The organism is Nonomuraea sp. ZG12, assembly GCF_052068115.1.
Classification (GTDB): Bacteria; Actinomycetota; Actinomycetes; order Streptosporangiales; family Streptosporangiaceae; genus Nonomuraea.
This window is the reverse complement of the sequence record NZ_JBQHCW010000012.1, coordinates 98,797-116,862: the sequence shown is the minus strand read 5'-3', so window position 1 is coordinate 116,862 and position 18,066 is coordinate 98,797. Positions and strand designations below refer to the sequence as shown.

19 protein-coding genes are annotated in these 18,066 nt (G+C 69.8%); 9 read left to right on the top strand and 10 right to left on the bottom strand.

The genetic code is table 11. From position 1 onward, the window contains the following. Positions 1 to 90 precede the first annotated feature (90 nt). Positions 91 to 1,203, bottom strand: coding sequence for a MalY/PatB family protein (locus tag ACTMTF_RS29120; RefSeq protein ID WP_441113532.1), 1,113 nt, complete (start codon positions 1,201 to 1,203; stop codon positions 91 to 93). 437 nt (positions 1,204 to 1,640) lie between these two features. On the opposite strand from ACTMTF_RS29120, the gene ACTMTF_RS29115 reads away from it, so the two are divergent. After that, positions 1,641 to 2,732, top strand: coding sequence for a serine hydrolase domain-containing protein (locus ACTMTF_RS29115; protein ID WP_441113531.1), 1,092 nt, complete (start codon positions 1,641 to 1,643; stop codon positions 2,730 to 2,732). Between the two features lie 73 nt (positions 2,733 to 2,805). Here ACTMTF_RS29115 and ACTMTF_RS29110 read toward each other — a convergent pair whose 3' ends face one another. From ACTMTF_RS29110 to ACTMTF_RS29095, 4 genes are all read right to left on the bottom strand, one after another. Continuing rightward, on the bottom strand, positions 2,806 to 3,144 hold the full coding sequence (locus ACTMTF_RS29110) for a DoxX family protein (protein ID WP_441113530.1): 339 nt from the start codon (positions 3,142 to 3,144) through the stop codon (positions 2,806 to 2,808). A gap of 233 nt (positions 3,145 to 3,377) precedes the next feature. Continuing rightward, a complete protein-coding gene (lexA, locus tag ACTMTF_RS29105; protein WP_441113529.1) occupies positions 3,378 to 4,085 on the bottom strand; it encodes a transcriptional repressor LexA in 708 nt (235 codons plus the stop codon). Positions 4,086 to 4,113: 28 nt separating this feature from the next. Then, the gene (locus ACTMTF_RS29100; RefSeq protein WP_441113528.1) at positions 4,114 to 4,365 is read right to left on the bottom strand and encodes a hypothetical protein; all 252 of its coding nucleotides are present in this window, start codon (positions 4,363 to 4,365) and stop codon (positions 4,114 to 4,116) included. A gap of 685 nt (positions 4,366 to 5,050) precedes the next feature. Further along, a complete protein-coding gene (locus ACTMTF_RS29095; RefSeq protein WP_441113527.1) occupies positions 5,051 to 6,091 on the bottom strand; it encodes a hypothetical protein in 1,041 nt (346 codons plus the stop codon). Between the two features lie 45 nt (positions 6,092 to 6,136). Between ACTMTF_RS29095 and ACTMTF_RS29090 the strand changes: the two genes are divergently transcribed. The 3 genes from ACTMTF_RS29090 (at position 6,137) to ACTMTF_RS29080 (ending at position 10,115) form a co-directional block, all read left to right on the top strand. Continuing rightward, on the top strand, positions 6,137 to 6,469 hold the full coding sequence (locus tag ACTMTF_RS29090; protein WP_441113526.1) for a hypothetical protein: 333 nt from the start codon (positions 6,137 to 6,139) through the stop codon (positions 6,467 to 6,469). Positions 6,470 to 6,846: 377 nt separating this feature from the next. After that, on the top strand, positions 6,847 to 7,302 hold the full coding sequence (gene nrdR / locus ACTMTF_RS29085; protein ID WP_397003467.1) for a transcriptional regulator NrdR: 456 nt from the start codon (positions 6,847 to 6,849) through the stop codon (positions 7,300 to 7,302). After that, positions 7,299 to 10,115: a vitamin B12-dependent ribonucleotide reductase gene (locus ACTMTF_RS29080; RefSeq protein ID WP_441113525.1), complete on the top strand. Its 2,817-nt coding sequence runs from the start codon at positions 7,299 to 7,301 to the stop codon at positions 10,113 to 10,115. Before nrdR ends, ACTMTF_RS29080 begins: the two co-directional genes overlap by 4 nt. A gap of 162 nt (positions 10,116 to 10,277) precedes the next feature. Here ACTMTF_RS29080 and ACTMTF_RS29075 read toward each other — a convergent pair whose 3' ends face one another. Continuing rightward, complete coding sequence (locus ACTMTF_RS29075) at positions 10,278 to 11,018, bottom strand: SDR family oxidoreductase (protein WP_441113524.1); 741 nt, start codon at positions 11,016 to 11,018, stop codon at positions 10,278 to 10,280. Between the two features lie 89 nt (positions 11,019 to 11,107). On the opposite strand from ACTMTF_RS29075, the gene ACTMTF_RS29070 reads away from it, so the two are divergent. Further along, entirely contained in the window at positions 11,108 to 11,677 is a 570-nt protein-coding gene (locus tag ACTMTF_RS29070) for a TetR/AcrR family transcriptional regulator (RefSeq protein ID WP_441113523.1), read from the top strand. Positions 11,678 to 11,815: 138 nt separating this feature from the next. Here the strand turns inward: ACTMTF_RS29070 and ACTMTF_RS29065 are convergent, their stop codons facing one another. Next, positions 11,816 to 12,334, bottom strand: coding sequence for a TIGR03618 family F420-dependent PPOX class oxidoreductase (locus ACTMTF_RS29065; RefSeq protein ID WP_441113522.1), 519 nt, complete (start codon positions 12,332 to 12,334; stop codon positions 11,816 to 11,818). Between the two features lie 82 nt (positions 12,335 to 12,416). Next, positions 12,417 to 12,815 (bottom strand): ester cyclase, encoded by a 399-nt coding sequence (locus ACTMTF_RS29060; RefSeq protein ID WP_441113521.1) that lies wholly within the window; start codon positions 12,813 to 12,815, stop codon positions 12,417 to 12,419. A gap of 63 nt (positions 12,816 to 12,878) precedes the next feature. On the opposite strand from ACTMTF_RS29060, the gene ACTMTF_RS29055 reads away from it, so the two are divergent. Both ACTMTF_RS29055 and ACTMTF_RS29050 read left to right on the top strand, forming a co-directional pair. Further along, positions 12,879 to 14,078, top strand: coding sequence for an amidohydrolase (locus tag ACTMTF_RS29055; protein WP_441113520.1), 1,200 nt, complete (start codon positions 12,879 to 12,881; stop codon positions 14,076 to 14,078). A 64-nt stretch (positions 14,079 to 14,142) separates the two neighbouring features. Then, the gene (locus tag ACTMTF_RS29050; protein WP_397003454.1) at positions 14,143 to 15,240 is read left to right on the top strand and encodes a PrsW family intramembrane metalloprotease; all 1,098 of its coding nucleotides are present in this window, start codon (positions 14,143 to 14,145) and stop codon (positions 15,238 to 15,240) included. A gap of 37 nt (positions 15,241 to 15,277) precedes the next feature. Here the strand turns inward: ACTMTF_RS29050 and ACTMTF_RS29045 are convergent, their stop codons facing one another. Beyond that, positions 15,278 to 16,621, bottom strand: coding sequence for an MFS transporter (locus tag ACTMTF_RS29045; protein WP_441113519.1), 1,344 nt, complete (start codon positions 16,619 to 16,621; stop codon positions 15,278 to 15,280). Positions 16,622 to 16,667: 46 nt separating this feature from the next. Between ACTMTF_RS29045 and ACTMTF_RS29040 the strand changes: the two genes are divergently transcribed. Both ACTMTF_RS29040 and ACTMTF_RS29035 read left to right on the top strand, forming a co-directional pair. Continuing rightward, positions 16,668 to 17,183, top strand: a complete 516-nt coding sequence (locus ACTMTF_RS29040) for a winged helix-turn-helix transcriptional regulator (protein WP_441113518.1) — start codon at positions 16,668 to 16,670, stop codon at positions 17,181 to 17,183. A 32-nt stretch (positions 17,184 to 17,215) separates the two neighbouring features. Next, positions 17,216 to 17,839, top strand: a complete 624-nt coding sequence (locus ACTMTF_RS29035) for a pyridoxamine 5'-phosphate oxidase family protein (protein WP_441113517.1) — start codon at positions 17,216 to 17,218, stop codon at positions 17,837 to 17,839. A gap of 46 nt (positions 17,840 to 17,885) precedes the next feature. On the opposite strand, the gene ACTMTF_RS29030 is transcribed toward ACTMTF_RS29035, so the two are convergent. After that, positions 17,886 to 18,053, bottom strand: a complete 168-nt coding sequence (locus tag ACTMTF_RS29030) for a hypothetical protein (RefSeq protein ID WP_441113516.1) — start codon at positions 18,051 to 18,053, stop codon at positions 17,886 to 17,888. Positions 18,054 to 18,066 lie beyond the last annotated feature (13 nt).

Sequence of the window (18,066 nt, the reverse complement as noted above, 5' to 3'; positions counted from 1 at the left end):
GTAGACGTCAGGCCCTCGGTGCGGATCTTCCGTGCGGACCTCCCGTGCGTATCTTCCGCACGGATCTTCCGCACGGAGGGCCTGCGGGCGTCACGTCGTCATGGTCGCGAGCCGCCGCAGCAGCTCGTCGAGAACGGGCTCGGTGGTGGCGAAGTTCAGCCGTACGTACGTCTCGCCGCCCGGCCCGAACGCCGCGCCGTCGCTGAGCAGCACCTTGGCCTCGTGCTCCAGGACATCGGCCATGCCCGGCCGGCCGTAGTCGAGCCACGCCAGGTAGGTGGCCTGGGGGATCCGGTACGTCACCCCGTCGGGCAGGCGTGCGGCGATCGCGCGCCTGTTGCGGTCCAGCAGCGCGCGGGTCTCCTCCAGCCAGCCGTCACCGTGCAGCCAGGCCGCGACCGTGGCCTCCACCCCGAGCACGCCCGGCGAGCCGTACAGGAAGGCGGGCTGGGCGTCGAGCGCCTTACGCACCTCCGGCGCGCCGAGGTGCGCCACCGAGCACCGGATGCCGCCCAGGTTGAACGCCTTGGTGGCCGACGTCAGGGTGACCGTGCGTGCCGGGAGGATGGTGGCGAAGGGGATGTGGCGCTCCGGGCCGTACACCAGATCGGCGTGGATCTCGTCGGCGATGACCATCAGGTCGTGCCGTTCAGCGTGCTCGGCCAGCTCCTCCAACTCCGCGCGGGAGAAGACCCTGCCGGTGGGGTTGTGCGGGTTGACCAGCAGCAGCACCTTGCACCCGGACAGATCCGGCACCTCGAACCGCCACGAATCGCCGTCAGGCCGGGCCTGGATGGGACGGAGCGGGCGTTCCATCGACGCCAGCGTGCCGAGGAACGGATGGTAGGCCGGGGTGTGCACGGCCACCGCGTCACCCGGCTCGGTCCAGACGTGGAGCAGCACCTGGAGTGCCTGGTTGATGTCGGAGAAGGGCCGCACCAGCTCCGGGTCCGGACTCCAGCCGTACTTCGCGGTCATCCTCGCGGCGAACGCCTCCGCCAGCGGACCGCCCGTCGGCCGGTCGAGCCAGGCGGGATAGCCGAGATCGCCGTCGGCCCGCCGATGCAGCGCCTCGATCACCGCCGGGGCGGTGGGCAGATCCATGTCGGCGACCCAGGCCGGAATGACCTCGGGTCCGGCCTTCGCCCACTTGAGTCCATCGTTGGTTGACTTCAGGGTTGCGCCCACAAATGCGTCGCTCACCCACCCAGTCTAGAAATACCCGCCTATATCGCCCTAGGCCAGCACCACACCGCCAACCCACGCACGTCCTGAGCTCGCGTTCGGCGTGTGCTTCGTGGGTGGGTAGCAGCAGCGTATGCCGGCCAGTTCGACCAGCACGTGAGGGCTTCGTGGCTGATGGTCGTCGGCGCGGTGGGCGGCCGTCGGTTGACACGGCCCGGCGCGATGATTGTTCCCGCCGCCGATCGTCTTACCTTCGGAAGGTGCCCCCCGCGAGAAGGATTCAGGATGCCTGTGACCGGGATGGCGCACGGTGTGCGACTCTCGCGGCACCGTCGAGTCCGTGAACGGCGGGGCCTGAGCAGTTCCGAGGAGCTTGACCATGGCGGTCGGCACACCATCCTCCGCCGGCCGGAGGGACGATTCCTCCGCGCGGGCAGGGAGTGACGAGGGTAGCGATGAGTGAGATACAGGAACAGATCCAGCGTCATATCGATGCGCTGGTCGGTGCCGGCGCGGAGACCGGTGTGCAGGTCGCGGTCTATCGGGATGGCGCGCTGATCGTCGACGCGGTGGCCGGTACGGCCGATCGGGCCGGCGGGCGGCCGGTCACCTCCGGTACGCCGATCTTCAGCTTCTCCACCGGCAAGAACGTGGCGGCCACGCTCGCGCATCTGCTCGTCGCGCGTGGTTTCCTCGATTACGACAGCCCGGTCACGGACCTGTGGCCCGAGTTCGGTGTGCACGGAAAGGCCACGGCGACGCTGCGGCACGTGCTGACCCATACGGTCGGTCTTCCGGCCATGCCGCGCGAGATCACCCCGGGCGAGCTTCCTGACTGGTTCGGGGTATGTGAGTCGCTGGCCGCCGCCGAGCCGCGCTGGCGGCCGGGCGCCGCCATGGGCTATCACTCCTACACCTTCGGCTATCTCGTCGGTGAGCTGGCCCGCCGCGCGACCGGGCGGCGGATGTGCGAGCTGCTGCGTGAGTGGATCACTGTGCCGCTCGGTATCGAGGGGCAGCTCTACTTCGCCGCTCCGGAGGAGTCACTGCCGGGGTTGGCGCGTCTGGAGGAGCAGGCGCGGCCATGGCCTGCCGCCCCGGACAGCGGTGAGGTGATCCTCGCGCCGTGGGAGAACCGGCCGAGTGCCGATTTCGGCAACAACGGCGAGATCCTGGGCGCCGATATACCGTCGGTGGGTATCGCTACGGCGCATGGCCTTGCTGCGATGTACAACGCCGTGCTGCAGGGCAGGCTCGTGGACTCTGCGCGATTGGCGGAACTGTCCGCGCTCGCGTTCGAGGGGGTGGATCAGGTTTTCGGCACTCCGGCGCGGATGGCGCTGGGCTTCCCGATCGGCAGGATGGGTGCCTCTGCCGAGGAGAACTGCACGGCATTCGGGTGGCCGGGTGGCGGCGGAAGCTACGCCTACGCCGACCCCGCGCGGGGTGTCGCCTTCGCGCTGACGAAAAACCGGCTCGTCCCGAACTTCGACACCGCGCTGTCGGTCACCACGATCCTGGCCGGCCATCTCGCCGGGATCCGCTGAGCTTCCCTGCGGATGCGCCGGGCCAATGACGCGTCGCCGCTGGGAAGGTCCCCGCCCAATGGTCGGCTTCGTACTACCGCCGGGTGACCAGAGCCCGCAGGCGGGCGATGCTGTCTCGGCGGCCCCAGGCGATCACCGCGGACACCACGAGGAGAATCAACGGCAGGACCACGCCGCCACCGGTCACGAACGCCTCGGTCGCGACCGCACCGGCCATCAGCACGGCGAAGGCCAGCGCGGCGAGCCCTGTCAGCAAGGGGATGAAAAGCGCTACGACCCCGACGATCTCAAGCACGCCCACCAGGTTGCGGAACCAGTCGCCCCACCCGAGCGCCTCGAAGGTGGAGGCGGACGGCTCGGCACCGGTCAGCTTACCGGCGGCCGCCAGGAGGAAGCAGGCTGCGGCAAGCACGTGAAGCACCCAGAGAGCGATGTTGCGTGCGCGACTTCTGCGGAGGTCTTTCGCTTCGATGAGTGTCATACCGGCGACGTTACGGACCGGGCTTCACCCGAGGAATCACGCTGGGTGCAGGACAGGGTGCACCTAGGTACAGGCCTGCTCCCGGAATTGCCGTACCCATGAGACCTAGCGTCGGTGCGGCGCAAAGCCGCACCGATGCTGGGTGTCAGTGGGATAAGCCGGCCTCAGAGGCGGCGGAGGACTGCTACGACCTTGCCCAGGACGCTGGCCTCGTCGCCGGGGATCGGCTCGTAGTTGGCGTTGTGCGGGACCAGCCAGACGTGGCCGTCCTTGCGCTTGAAGGTTTTGACCGTGGCCTCGCCCTCGATCATGGCGGCCACGATGTCACCGCTCTCGGCCACCGGCTGCTGGCGGACCACGACCCAGTCGCCGTCGGCGATGGCGGCGTCGATCATGGAGTCACCGGCGACCTGCAGGAGGAAGAGCGTGCCTTCGCCGACGAGCTGCTTGGGGAGGGCGAAGACGTCCTCCACGCTCTCCTCGGCCAAGATCGGACCACCGGCGGCGATGCGGCCGACCAGCGGAACGTAGGCGGCGGTGGGCCTGCTGACCGGGGTCTCGTCGTTGCTCGCGTCGGGGTCGACCCAGAGCACCGGCTCGCCCGGCAGGCGAACCTCCAATGCACGTGGGCGATGCGGGTCACGCCGCAGATAGCCCTTGCGCTGCAAGGCGGTCAACTGGTGCGACACGCTCGACGTGCTGGTCAACTGCACGGCCTCGCCGATCTCACGCATGGAGGGCGGATAGCCGCGCCGTTGCACCGACTCGCGGATCACCTCGAGGATCTTGCGCTGCCTGGGGGTCAGCCCCAGGGAGTCACGCCGGCGCACCGCGAGGTCCGTGACCCCGTTTGCGTCATCCCGCTCGCTCATGCTCTGCCTCCTCGCCCGATGGCCCGCCTCACCGGCAGGCCTCCCGGTCCGTGGTCCCGATGTCGCACACAGCGACCGTATCGCTGTTGAAGATCATTTTCAAACAATTGTTCGAGTCTTCCTCGAAATTGCTTGCAGCGTGGTGTACAACATCGTACGGGAGTTCGATCGACATCGTGTTCGATTTGCCGATCTTTATGTGGCGTTTCTCGGGCCACGACGGCGGGAGGTCAATCGTGCGAGCGACGACAAACACAGACCCGACCAGCGACGACGTCAAGTGTCTCACCCTTGTGATGGAGGCTGTCCAGGGGAGGGACGGCCGCTCGGACATTTCCGATCAAGACCGGACGAGTGTCTGTACGGGCGATATTTCCGGTGAAGTGGCGGCGACGTGTTCGAGTCCTGTGGATGGGCGGATTCGGAGCGAAGCTGCGGGGGTCGGTGGTGCCCGCAGGAGGCGTGCGGGGGGCGATATGACTCAGGGTGACGGTCGCGGGGATGAAGGCTCTGGGAGTGGTAGCAGGGGGCGCGGCGTCCCGGGCGGGGGCCTGACCGGAGAGGTCGACCGGGGGATGACTGTCGTGAGGAGGGGCCTCTCGGAAACGGCTGGGAGCGTCTCTGCGGCGGGTAATCCGGCCGTGACAGTTCCGGTCCTGTGCGTTTCGAATGGGGGTGTTCTGGGCGAGGATGCTCCGAGTGAGGGTGTGCGTGTCACGAGCGGGGGTGCTTTGGGCAAGCGGGGGCCGAAGGGTGGCGCGCCGGGCGACGAGGTGTCGTCAGAGGAGGGTCGCCACGACGTTGCGGACGACGCTGTCCCCCGTACCGGGGTTCGCGGGGTCGGGGATGGCGGTGCCGGGGAGGCCGGAAAATCGGTAGGTCGCGCGGAGAGCGTTCCGTCTGCTGGGGCAGGTGCGCGCCGGGCTGCTGGGGCAGGTACCCGCCGGGCGGCATCTGCGGGGAGGTCACGCTTGCGGCTCGTGCCTCCGCCTCGCGCGGACTCTGACGCCCTCCCGCCGTCGCCGCGAGCGCGGCCTGCTCGTGCTGACGAGCGGGCCGGCGTACGCGTACCGGAAAGGCGGGGCGAAGCCCGTGCGCGCGGTGATGAGCTGACAGTGCCACCCCGGCGGGACGATGAACGGCCCGAGGCGCCGAGGCGTACCAATGATCAGCGGGCGAGGGTACGGGCGCGCGGAGGCGAGGCGGTCGGAAGGCGGCGTGTGGCCGGAGAAGAGCGAGCCGAGAGGCGAGCGCGCGACGGTGAGTCGGCCGGAGGCGGGGGTGACCCTGCTGCTTCCAGGCGTGCCGGTCGAGATGAAGAAGCTGGGCTGCGGCGTGCAGTCGGGGATGGGCTTTCCGGTGTGCGGGTGCGCGATGGCGAGGAGGGCGGACGGCCGCGTGTAGGCAGGGGTGAGCCTGCTGCTTCCAGGCGTACCGGTGGGGATGAGCGGGTTGGGCTGAGTCGTGCCCGTGCGGATGGGCGGGTTGGGCTGAGGCGTGCGGTCGGGGATGAGCGTGTCGGGGCGCGGGTGCAGGACGGGAGGAAGACGACGCGGGCGCGTGACGGCGAGAGGGCCGAGATGCAGGCGCGCGACGGCGAGCGGGCCGGCGGTTGGCGTGCTGGACTGGCTGGGTGGGCTGGGTGGGCTGGGTGGGCTGGAAAGCGTGGCTCGGGCGGGAGTGAGCGCCGTGCGGCCCAGGCCCAGCGCGGTGCGGCCCAGGGTCAGCGTGGTGCGGTTCAGGGGGAGCGGGGCGTGGTTCAGGGTGAGGGCGGTGCGGTTCCGGGGGAGCGGGCCGGGCTGTGGGGGCGCGATGGTGGGCGGGTCGGAGGGCGGGGTGCGGCTCAGGAGGGGCGCACCGGGGGACGGCGGGGTGGGCGGGGCGGTGATGGGCCGTACGACCAGATGGCGGATGGCGGGCGGCCGGTGCGGGGTGCGACGCCCGTGGGGCGTGGCGGTGAGACGGCGGGGGCCGGCAGGGGGCGTCGGCCGGGTGTGAAGGCTCACCGAGGGCCGTTGCGGGCCTCAGGTCAGAGCCGGGAGGGTGGGCGCGTGGCCGACTCCGGGAGTGGCGCCGAGGTCTACGACCTGATGGCGATCCGGGGGGCGGCGCGCAGGAGGGGCGGCAGGCCGCATGCCGTGTCAGGGCTCCGCAGGTCCGGCGCCGTCCAGAGCGCGGCGCCCAAGCCGCCCCAGACACCCAAGCCGCCCCAGGCGCCTCCGGTGCGGCTCACGCGCCGGGGCAGGGCCGTGCTGGTGATGGCCTTGGCGCTGCTGTCGCTGGCCGGGTTCTGGCTCGGGACCCTGGCGGCGGGTCACGCGTCCGCCGGACCGGCCCGTGTGAGTCAGCCTTGGGTGGAGATCCACAAGTGGAGTGCCTGGTGATCGACTCTCCGGCCCGCAGGGACGCCAGGTAATCGCCGCTCTTTGACAGGCGTTGCCTATGGCAGCCCTGTGAGTGGAGTTCACCGACGCGACGTACAGCAACGCGAGTGACACGCGAGCCCGTGAGGGGGGCGACACGCCCGAGGCGGGAGGGAAGGCCGGGGCTGATCAGCGCGTTCCGCGTTCAGGCGGTTTCCAACTTGCGTTCATGGTCGCACCCTCCTACGGTTGGACCACAACATCTAGTAGTTACACCGATGTAGTTCACCACACCTAGTGTTTCCGCGAACGCACCCTGGCGAGCCAGGGCGCGTGCGAGAGCCTATGGTGACGCGGGTTTCGCGCCGGTGGTGACCCCGGTTCGAGGAGGCGTAAGCGTGCACTGTCCGTTCTGCCGCCATCCCGACACCAGGGTCATCGACAGCCGTTCCACCGAGGACGGCGCGGCCATCAGGCGTCGCCGGACGTGTTCCGAATGCGGGCGGCGGTTCACCACGCAGGAGACCGTACTGCTCATGGTGAACAAGCGCAGCGGGGTGACCGAGCCCTTCTCGCGAGAGAAGGTCGTCGCGGGCGTGCGGCGGGCCTGTCAGGGCAGGCCGGTGAGCGAGGACTCCCTGGCCCAGCTCGGGCAGAGCGTCGAGGAGGCCATCCGGGCCAGGGGCGCGGCCGAGATCGCCGCCAACGAGGTGGGGCTGGCGATCCTCGGGCCGCTGCGCGAGCTCGACGAGGTGGCGTACTTGCGTTTCGCATCGGTGTATCGCGGTTTCGAGAGCCTGGCGGATTTCGAGGCCGAGATCGAACAGTTGAAGGCGGAGAAGGGGGAGTCATGACGGAGACGTCCAGTGGTTCAGTGGCGCGCGGGGGCAAGCGTCCGCGCAAGGGCCTGAAGATGAAGCGGATCTTCACCACGCCCGGCGTGCACCCGTACGACGAGATCACGTGGGAGCGCCGCGACGTTGTCATGACCAACTGGCGCGACGGGTCGATCAACTTCGAACAGCGGGGCGTCGAGTTCCCCGAGTTCTGGTCGGTCAACGCGGCCAACATCGTGACCACCAAGTACTTCCGCGGCGCCGTGGGCACGCCGCAGCGCGAGTGGAGTTTGAAGCAGCTCGTCGACCGCGTGGTCGGCGTCTATACCAAGACGGGGCTGGAGCACGGTTACTTCGCCAGTGAGGAGGACGCCGAGATCTTCGACCACGAGCTGAAGCACGCCCTGGTCCACCAGGTCTTCGCCTTCAACTCCCCGGTCTGGTTCAACGTCGGCACCCAGTCACCTCAGCAAGTGAGCGCTTGCTTCATCCTCTCCGTGGACGACCAGATGGAGTCGATCCTGGAGTGGTACAAGGAAGAGGGCGTGATCTTCAAGGGCGGCTCGGGGTCGGGGGTCAACCTCTCCCGCATCCGCTCGTCCAAGGAGCTGCTCTCCAGCGGCGGTACGGCCAGCGGCCCGGTGTCGTTCATGCGTGGCGCGGACGCGAGCGCGGGCACCATCAAGTCCGGCGGCGCCACCCGCCGGGCGGCCAAGATGGTCGTGCTCGACGTGGACCACCCGGACATCGAGGAGTTCATCGAGACCAAGGCGCGCGAGGAGGACAAGGTCCGCGCGCTGCGTGACGCCGGGTTCGACATGGACCTGGGCGGCAAGGACATCGTCTCGGTGCAGTACCAGAACGCCAACAACTCGGTGCGCGTCTCCGAGGAGTTCATGCGGGCGGTCCAGAAGGGCGACCAGTTCGGCCTGCGCGCCCGCCTGACCGGCGAGGTGATCGAGACCGTCGACGCGCGTGACCTGTTCCGCAAGATGGCCAAGGCGGCGTGGGAGTGCGCCGACCCCGGCGTGCAGTACGACGACACGATCAACGACTGGCACACCACCCCGGAAACGGGCCGCATCACCGCGAGCAACCCCTGCTCCGAGTACGTGCACCTGGACAACTCCTCGTGCAACCTGGCCAGCATCAACCTGCTGAAGTTCCTGAACGACGACAACTCCTTCGACATCGCCGGCTTCGTCAAGCTGACCGAGCTGATCATCACGGCGATGGACATCTCGATCACCTTCGCGGACTTCCCGACGGAGAAGATCGGCGAGACCACCCGCGCCTACCGCCAGCTCGGCATCGGCTACGCCAACCTGGGCGCGCTCCTCATGGCGACCGGCCACGCGTACGACTCCGACGGCGGCCGCGCGGTGGCCGGGGCGATCACGTCGTTGATGACCGGTGTGTCCTACCGCCGCAGTGCCGAACTGGCCGGGGTCGTGGGGCCGTACGACGGTTATGCCCGAAACGCCGAGCCGCACAAGCGGGTCATGCGTAAGCACGCCGCCGCCAACGACGACCTGCGCACGGTCGGCACCGTGGACGCCAAGATCCACGCCGAGGCGACGCGCCAGTGGACCGAGTGCCTCAAGGTCGGCGAGAAGAACGGCTACCGGAACGCGCAGGCGAGCCTGCTCGCGCCCACCGGGACCATCGGCCTGATGATGGACTGCGACACCACCGGGATCGAGCCGGACCTGGCGCTGGTCAAGTTCAAGAAGCTCGTCGGCGGCGGGTCGATGCAGATCGTCAACCAGACGATCCCGCGCGCGCTCCGGCAGCTGCACTACCAGCAGGAGCAGATCGAGGCCATCGTCGAGTACATCGCCGAGCACGGACACGTCGTGGACGCCCCCAGCCTGCGGCCCGAGCACTACGAGGTGTTCGACTGCGCCATGGGCGAGCGGGCCATCGCGCCCATGGGTCACGTCCGGATGATGGCCGCCACGCAGCCGTTCCTGTCCGGCGCGATCTCCAAGACCGTCAACCTGCCGGAGTCGGCGACAATCGACGACATCGAGCAGGTCTACATGGAGGGCTGGAAGCTCGGGCTGAAGGCGCTGGCGGTCTACCGCGACAACTGCAAGGTGGGCCAGCCGCTGTCGGTCGGCGGTTCGAAGAACGAGTCGAAGAAGGCCGAAGCCGAGGCCGAGCCCGAGGTCAAGGTCATCGAGGTCAACCGGCCGACCCGGCGCCGGATGCCCAACCAGCGGCCCAGCACCACGACCCGGTTCACGGTGGGGGGCGCCAAGGGCTACATGACCGCCTCCTCCTACCCTGACGACGGGCTCGGCGAGGTCTTCCTCAAGATGTCCAAGCAGGGCTCGACGCTGGCGGGCGTCATGGACGCCTTCTCGGTGGCGATCTCGATCGGGCTGCAGTACGGCGTGCCGCTCGAGACGTACATGAGCAAGTTCGTCAACATGCGCTTCGAGCCCGCCGGAATGACGGACGATCCGGACATCCGGATGGCGACCTCGGTGATGGACTACATCTTCCGCCGCCTGGCGCTGGACCACCTGCCCTACGACGAGCGGGCGGCGCTGGGGATCTTCTCGATGACCGAGCGGGCGGCGCAGCAGCGCGGCGAGGACCCGGCGGCGCTGCAGGACACGGTCGACCGCGAGGCGCTGGCCCAGTCGGCGCCGATCGAGGAGCGGCCCAGGCCGGAGGCGGCCAAGGAGCTGGAGCTGACGCTGGAGAGCCACCAGCGCTTCACGGCGGACGCACCGCTCTGCATGACATGCGGCACCAAGATGCGCCCGGCGGGCAGCTGCTACGTCTGCGAGGGCTGCGGCTCCACCAGCGGCTGCAGCTGAGGCTGAGCACCTTCAGGCGCGAATCTGCTGTTGAGAGCGGTGGGACCGAGCGAATCGGCACCACCGCTCTCGGAGCGAACGGCACGACATCGTCGCGTTTGACGCAACACGAACAGGCGCCCGTGACCAGGGGATTCGGACCGGCGAGCGCAAGGATGGCGGTTAGTTCTGGACGGTCGGGCGGATGGTGATTTCGCCGATTTCGACGTCGTGGGGCTGTTCGATGGCGAAGGCGATGGCGCGGGCGACGGCTTCTGGCGCGATGCCGATCTTGCCCATGTTGCTGAGGATCTGCTCGCGGACCTGAGTGTTGTCGATCGAGTCGGCGAGTTCGGTGCGGACGAAGCCCGGCGACACGGCCGTCGTGCGCAGGACACCGTCGGTCGATTCCTGCCGCAGACCTTCCAGCAGGGTGCGGACGGCGTTCTTGGTCGCGGCGTAGATCGCCATCGTGGGGGTGATCGTCAGGCCGGCAGTCGACACCGTGGTCACCAGGTGGCCGCCGCCCTGCCGGCGGAACACCGGCAGGGCGGCGGCGATGCCGTTGAGCACTCCGCGGAGATTGACGTCGATCATGGCCGACCAGCCGTCGACGTCGAGGTCGGCCACGGGCCCGATCTTGGCGATGCCTGCGTTGCCCACCAACACGTCGAGCCGACCGAACTCTGCCACGGCCTCGCCGACGAGTCGTTCGAGGTCCTCCTGCCGGAGGACGTCCGTGGCACAGCCGATGGCGCGTCCGCCGCGGTCGCGGATGTCCTGGGCGAGCTCGTCGAGGCGCTGTGTCCGTCGGGCGCCGAGGACGACGGCCGCGCCTTGCTCGGCGAGCAGGCGCGCGGTGGCTTCGCCGATGCCGCTGCTCGCTCCGGTGATGGCGACGACCTTGCCGTCGATGGCTGTCATGGGGGTCCCTCCATTAAAGTGGACACGTGTCCGTATGGCTGGCAGCTTACCGGACACGTGTCCGTATAGGTGAACGAGTAGAGGGACGAATGGACTCCACCCGCCGCCGCGCTGACGCCACCGACAACCGCGCACGGATCATCCAAGCCGCACGAGCGGCCATCGCGGACGCGGACGAGATCAAGCTCAATGCGATCGCCAAACAGGCGGGGGTCGGCCAGGGCACGCTCTACCGCCACTTTCCGACCCGCGAGGATCTCCTCGTCGAGGTCTATCGAGAGGACGTCGGTGAGCTCGTGGCGGCGGCTCCGGCGCTGCTCGCCGAGCACGATCCGCTCACCGCGCTGGCCCGCTGGTTTGACCGGGTGGTCGAGTACGCGCAGATCAAACGCGGAGTGTTCGCCGCCATCGAGGCATCGGTGTGGCGGGACCTCTCCGCGCACGGCCTCGGCCCGATCGGTGACGCGCTGACCATGCTCCTCGACGCCGGGAAGACCGGTGGGGTCATCCGCTCCGACGTCGACGCCCGTGACGTCATTCTGCTCATCGGCTATCTGACCCGCCTTGAGCAGGCCGAGTGGGACACTAGAGCCCGGCACCTGCTCGGCGTCATCCTCGACGGATTGCGCCGTCGTGGAGAGCCGGCTTCCCCTCCTTAAGGGACGCCTTGGCCCGGAGGCGTTGCAGCCCGTCCGGCGGCGAGGAATACCGCACCCTTCGAATAAGTGCTCTGCCCCAGTAGACGCGGGTATAGCACTGTCGGTACGGGTCGCATAGCTGACGGTCGGAGCGGTGGGTCACCAGGGTGGGTGGGCCGCGAGGCCTTCTGGGAGCAGGGCCGACGGGGACGTTTCGCCGGTGACGTCCAGTGCGGTGCCGTACAGACGGGTGACCTGGAGGCGGATGGTCATCCGCCGGTCGTGCACCATCTGCCGGAGGAACGCCTCCTGGTCCGCGGGGGCGTTCGGCTGCATGGCGAGCAGTTCGAGGCCAGCCTCGTCGCCGGGTTCGGTGCTCACCGGGGACAGCTCGGCCTTGCCCTCGGCGACGGCGTAGGACCAGAAGTCGTCGCTGGCGACGTACAGGGCGCTGTACGGGTCCTGCTGGAGCTGGCGGACCTTGAGGCGGTCGGCGATGGTGGAGATCCTGACGACCTGCCGTTCGGGGTCCCAGGTGTAGGCGACGGTGGACAGGTGGGGGTGGCCGCTGCTCTGCTGCGTCGCGAGCGCGCCGAAGCGCTGGTGGGCGAGCAGGTCGGCGAGCTCCGCGTCCTGGAGCGCGCGGGGGGCCGGGCCTGTCCCGGGACCGTGGGTCACACATCCTCCTTTATCCCGACTTATCGACCCACAGTAGTAGGAGTAGTCAGCACGTGTGGCGTTGCCGGGGGGAGGCCGGCGGTCAGGTCATGCCGAGTTGCCGGGAGAGGTGTTGGGTGTCGGAGATCACCCAGTATTCGGCGAACCTGTCGCCCTCGGCGCGGAGGATGTCGTGGCCGCTGAAGGCGATCCCGGTGCCCACCGGCGCCATCGCGCCCGGCAGGCCGCCCCGGTAGGAGCCGGCGAACGTCCACCGCGCCGCCACGGTCGCCCCGTCCACGATCGGGCCCACGTCGAGGGTGACGGTGACGCCGGAGAACGGCGCGTGCCCCTGCTCCATCGTCGCGATCAGCTCGTCGGGCCCGTGTACGTCCATCCCCGGCCAGTGGCCGACGAAGCCGGGGCCGACCAGGTCGTGCGCGAGCCGGAAGTCCCCGTTCCACATCTCGAGCAGCCAGCGCTCGTACAGTTCGGCGGTCATCTCCTGCGGGTACCCGGCAGGCGTGTCCCCTCACCTGACGGCCGCCCGGGTAGGTTGTGGGCCATGAATCTCGCGATCACCCATGGGCACGTGGTGCCCGTCGACGGCGACTCCATCGACGACGGCACCGTTTTGATCAGGGACGGGAAGATCGTCGAGGTGGGCCGCGAGGTCGAGGTGCCGCCGGGCTTCACGGTCGTGGACGCGCAGGGAGGATGGGTGCTGCCCGGGTTCGTGGAGGCGCACGGCCATCTCGGTGTGCACGAGGAGGCCGAGGGCTGGGCCGGGCGCGACACGAACGAGATGACCGACCCGAACGGCGCCCGGCTGCGCGCCCTGGACGCCATCAACCCGGCGGAGCTGGGTTTCGCCGACGCCCTGTCCGGCGGTGTCACCACGGCGGTGATCAAGCCGGGCTCCGCCAACCCGATCGGCGGGCAGACGGTCGCGATCAAGACCTGGGGCAGGACCGTCGACGAGATGCTGATCAGGGAGCCGGTGAGCGTCAAGAGCGCGCTCGGCGAGAACCCCAAGCGCGTGTACGGCGACCAGAAGAAGCTGCCGTCCACCCGGCAGGGCGTGGCGGCGGTGATCCGCGAGGCGTTCATGAAGGCCCAGGACTACCGCGCCAAGCGCGCCGCCGCCGAGGAGGAGGGCAAGCCGTTCGACCGGGACGCCACGTCGGAGGTGCTCGTCCGCGTCCTCGACGGCGAGCTGCCCTGGTGCCAGCACACGCACCGGGCCGACGACATCGCGACCGCGCTGCGGCTCGCCGACGAGTTCGGCTACCGCCTGGTGATCAACCATGGCACCGAGGGGCATCTGCTGGCCGACCTGCTGGCCGAGCGCGGTGTCCCGGTCATCATCGGCCCGCTGTTCACCAGCCGGTCGAAGGTGGAGCTGCGGCAGCGCTCGCTGCGCAACCCCGGCATCCTGGCCCGCGCCGGGGTCGAGCTGGCGATCACCACCGACCATCCCGTGGTGCCCATCCATTTCCTGGTCCACCAGGCCACCCTCGCGGTCAAGGAGGGGCTGGACGCGGCGGAGGCGCTGCGCTCGATCACCGTCAACCCGGCTCGCATCATGGGGATCGACGACCGGGTGGGCGCGCTGCGGCCGGGGCTCGACGGTGACGTGGTCATCTGGTCGGGCGATCCGCTCGACGTGATGAGCCGGGCGTTGAGGGTGTTCGTGTCGGGCCGGGCGGTGTATTCGTACCCGGAGGGGGTCGTCGATCCCTTCTACAACGAGTTTCGCAAGTGATCGGCAAGCGGGCGTCGATGCGGCTGCGTCACAGTGGGAGCCCGAGAACAAGGAAGGCTCCGCGATGACCGTTCCGGCCCGAACGTCGATGCTCGATCAGCGCCCCAGCAAGGCGTTGCTGATCGGCCTGGTGATCTCCAGTGTGCTGGCCCTGGTCGTGCTGGTGGCGCTGCTGCTGGACGGCGGGCCGGTCGGGTTCGGGGTGGCGGCGGCGCTGGCGGTGACGCCGCTGCCGGTGCTGCTGGCGGCGGTGCTCTCGCTGGACCGGCTGGAGCCGGAGCCGAAGCTCCACCTCCTGTTCGCGTTCGCCTGGGGCGCGGGGGTGGCGGTGGTCATCGCGATCGTGCTCACGATCGCCGGGCAGGCACTCTTCGCTCGGGCGGGATACGGGCCGGAGCAGGTCAACGTGGTGGGCACGGTGTTCCTGGCGCCGGTGATCGAGGAGGCGCTCAAGGGCTCGGCGCTGCTGCTGCTCCTGCGCAGGCGGCGGGAGATCGACGGGCTGACCGACGGCATCGTGTACGCCTCGATGGCCGGGCTGGGCTTCGCCGTGGTGGAGAACGTCGGCTACTACCTGATCGCCTACGGGAAGGACGGCCTGGAGGCGGCCGTGCAGCTCTTCGTCGTCCGAGGGCTGATCGACCCGCTGGGCCACCCGGTCTACACCTCGCTGATCGGGGTGGGCGTCGCCTACGCGCTCACCCGCCGCAACGCCTTCCGCTTCGCCGCGATCCCGCTCGGTTACCTGGGCGCGGTCCTGCTGCACGGCCTGTGGAACGGCGCGGCCACGATGGGGTCGCTGCCGGCGCTCGGCGGCGCGTACCTGGTGATCATGGTGGCGCTCATCCTGCTGATCGTGATCACCGTCAGGGAGCGCAAGCACTTCGTCGCCAAGATGGCCGTCTACCTGCCCGGATACGAGCAGACCGGGCTGGTCACGCCGCCGGACATCCGCATGCTGTCCACTCTTCCGGCCCGGCGGGCGGCCCGTAAGTGGGCCAGGCGCGCCAGGCTGGGCCGGGCCATGAGCGACTATCAGCAGGCGGCCACCGAGCTGACCATGCTGCACCTGCGCACCGAGCGCGAGGGCATGGACGCGGGCCGGTTCGAGGTCGAGCGTGACGCGCTGCTGGGGGCGATGGCCCAGGCCCGGCGGTGGTGACGACCCGGCGGTGGCGAGGGTCCGCCGTGGTGACGGCTCAGCGGTGGCGGGTGGCCAGCGCGGCGATGGCCGTGAGCGTGGTGAGCGCGACGCAGGCCGCCACGGCGACCGTCGTGCCCGCCTGCAAGCCGAATCCGCCGATGGTGGCCGCGACCCCGGCCGCTCCCAGGGAGGAGCCGACGTAGCGGGCGGTGTTGTTCGCGCCCGATCCCATGCTGACCCGGTGCGGAGGCACGCTCTCGATGGCCAGGTGGGTGATGGAGGAGTTGATGAAGCCGGACCCGATCCCGCTGACGGCGAGCCCGGTGACCACGAGCGGCGGCCAGAGCGAGACGCCCACGCCGAGCAGCGCCACGAACCCCGCCGCGCTCAGCGCCAGCCCGAGCGCCAGCCGCGCGGCCGTCTCCAGCCGCACCCGCCGGACCAGCAGCGCGGCGGCGAACGACGAGCCCGACCAGATGCCGAACAGCAGCGCGGTCTCCAGCGGCTTCAGGCCGTGCGCGATCTGCAGCACGGTCGGCAGGTAGGACAGCAGCCCCACCACCGCGGCGCCGACGACCAGCGCGCCGCCGGTCGCCACCAGGAACGCCGGTCGGCGCAGCAGCTCCAGGTCGAGCAGCGGCTCCGGACGCCGGCGCTCGACCTGCACGAACGCCCCGATCAGCAGCGCCGCCGCGACGAAGGCCGCCAGCACCACCGGGCGTGACCAGCCGAGCCGTCCCTCGGTCACGCCGGTGAGCAGCGCCGCGGTGCCGAGGGTGAGCAGCACCACGCCGGGCACGTCGAAGCGGCGCGGCGCGGGGGAGCGGGACTCCTCCAGCATCCGGGCGGACGCCACGGCCAGGGCCAGCGCGGCGGCCGAGATCAGCCAGTAGACCGCCCGCCAGCTCACCGCCATGGCCAGCAGTCCCGACAGCAGCGGTCCCACGGCCGTGCCGAGGCCCATCATGGCGCCGTACACGCCGGTGGCGCGCACCCGTCCAGGGCCTGGGGGGAAGGCGTGGCCCACGATGCCCAGGCTGGCCGCGAGCATCGCGGCGCTGGCGCCGCCCTGCACGGTCCGCGCCGCCACGAACATCGGCAGGGATGTGCTGAGCGCGGCCACGACGCCGGCGGCGGCGAGCACGCCGGTCCCGATCACCAGCACCCGCCGGCGCCCGCGGTCGTCGGCGAGCCCGCCGGAGACGAGCAGCAGCGCCGACAGTCCGAGGGCGATCGAGCCGAGGATCCACACCGGTCCGGTCGGCCCGGCTCCGAGATCCCGCGCGGTCTGCGGCAGCGCGACCATCGGCAACGTGTAGTTGGTCAGCACGAGCAGCGGGGCCGCTGACGCCACGGCGAGTGTCCCCCGCCGCACCGTCAGTTCGGTCATTGAACTCATGACGTGGACGGTATCACGGTTCAATGAATGAACTAAAATGGTCTCCATGGCGCTCGGCAAGAACTACGCAGGTCAGGACTGCTCCCTGGCCAAGGCCCTGGAAGTGATCGGCGAGAGGTGGACGTTCCTCGTGGTCCGTGACGCGATGTACGGCGTGCGCCGCTACGGCGACTTCCTGGCCCACCTCGACATCCCCAGGGCGGTGCTGTCACGGCGGCTGACGACGTTGGTGGAGGCGGGGGTCCTCGGCAAACGCCGTTATCAGGACGCGCCGGTGCGCGAGGAGTACGTGCTGACCCCCATGGGCCGCGAGCTCTGGGTGCCCCTGCTGGCGCTCGCGCAGTGGGGCGAGCGACACCTGTCGGAGACCGGCCCGCGCCGGCTGTTCTGCCATCTGGCCTGCGGCTCCAGGCTCGACTCCGCCCGCTGTCCCGCCTGCCAGGTGTGGGTCCCGCTCGACGAGGTGGAGGTACGGCCCGGCCCCGGCCTGGAGGCCGATCGGGACGACCCGGTGAGCGTGGCCCTGCGCGCTCCTCACCGGATGCTGGAGCCCCTGCCCTGACATAATCGCGGCAGCCCCCGAAGGGAGTTCAGATGAGCTGGGTGGAGATCGAGTCCGAGGCCGAGCTGCGCGAGCTGCTGGGCGAGGTGATGCCCCGGGCGGTCACCAAGGAGCGGGTGCGCCTGCACGAGCGTGACCGGCAGTGGCTGGCGGCCTCACCGTTCTGCCTGATCGCGACCTCGGACGCCGACGGCGCCTGTGATGTGTCGCCCAAGGGCGACCCCGCCGGTTTCACGTACGTCATCGACGACACCACGATCGCCATCCCCGACCGGCCCGGCAACCGCAGGGCCGACGGCTTCCACAACGTTCTGGCCAACCCGCGGGTCGGCCTGATCTTCCTGATCCCCGGCCGCGACGAGACCCTGCGCGTCAACGGGCGCGCCCGGCTGGTCAGGGAGGCGCCGTTCTTCGACGAGATGATCGTCAAGGGTCACCGGCCGCGCCTGGCGCTCGTCGTGGAGATCGAGCAGATCTTCTTCCACTGCGCCAAGGCGTTCATGCGCGGCGGGGTCTGGAAGCCCGGCACCTGGGCTCCCGACGCGTTGCCCTCGAACGCCACCCTGATCAAGGACGTTCAGGCGACCGAGGAGACCCTGTCCGAGCTGGAGGCGTACTACGCCGAGGCCGCCTACAGCAAGAAGCTCTACGGCTGAGGCCGGGCGCCCGTGAAGACGGGGCGCCGACCGGCCTGGAACGTTCCTAGGCGGCGGGAGTGGGACCACCGGGAAAGCGGATGACGTTGCGGCCGCTGTAGGCGCGCAGGTCGACGACCTTCGGATCGGCGGTGGTCCTGCGCCGGTCCGCCGAGCGGATGTCGCGGACCTTGTGCCTGACGACGTGCGGTGCGACTGCTACCAGCCTGTTCATGTGAGCCCCCCCG

Coding starts and splice junctions, on each gene's coding strand:
- ACTMTF_RS29115 (WP_441113531.1), top strand. CDS start 1,641: ATGAGTGAGATACAGGAACAGATCCAGCGTCATATCGATGCGCTGGTC.
- lexA (WP_441113529.1), bottom strand. CDS start 4,085: ATGAGCGAGCGGGATGACGCAAACGGGGTCACGGACCTCGCGGTGCGC.
- ACTMTF_RS29080 (WP_441113525.1), top strand. CDS start 7,299: ATGACGGAGACGTCCAGTGGTTCAGTGGCGCGCGGGGGCAAGCGTCCG.
- ACTMTF_RS29075 (WP_441113524.1), bottom strand. CDS start 11,018: ATGACAGCCATCGACGGCAAGGTCGTCGCCATCACCGGAGCGAGCAGC.
- ACTMTF_RS29070 (WP_441113523.1), top strand. CDS start 11,108: ATGGACTCCACCCGCCGCCGCGCTGACGCCACCGACAACCGCGCACGG.
- ACTMTF_RS29060 (WP_441113521.1), bottom strand. CDS start 12,815: ATGACCGCCGAACTGTACGAGCGCTGGCTGCTCGAGATGTGGAACGGG.
- ACTMTF_RS29055 (WP_441113520.1), top strand. CDS start 12,879: ATGAATCTCGCGATCACCCATGGGCACGTGGTGCCCGTCGACGGCGAC.
- ACTMTF_RS29050 (WP_397003454.1), top strand. CDS start 14,143: ATGACCGTTCCGGCCCGAACGTCGATGCTCGATCAGCGCCCCAGCAAG.
- ACTMTF_RS29045 (WP_441113519.1), bottom strand. CDS start 16,621: ATGAGTTCAATGACCGAACTGACGGTGCGGCGGGGGACACTCGCCGTG.
- ACTMTF_RS29040 (WP_441113518.1), top strand. CDS start 16,668: ATGGCGCTCGGCAAGAACTACGCAGGTCAGGACTGCTCCCTGGCCAAG.
- ACTMTF_RS29035 (WP_441113517.1), top strand. CDS start 17,216: ATGAGCTGGGTGGAGATCGAGTCCGAGGCCGAGCTGCGCGAGCTGCTG.
- ACTMTF_RS29030 (WP_441113516.1), bottom strand. CDS start 18,053: ATGAACAGGCTGGTAGCAGTCGCACCGCACGTCGTCAGGCACAAGGTC.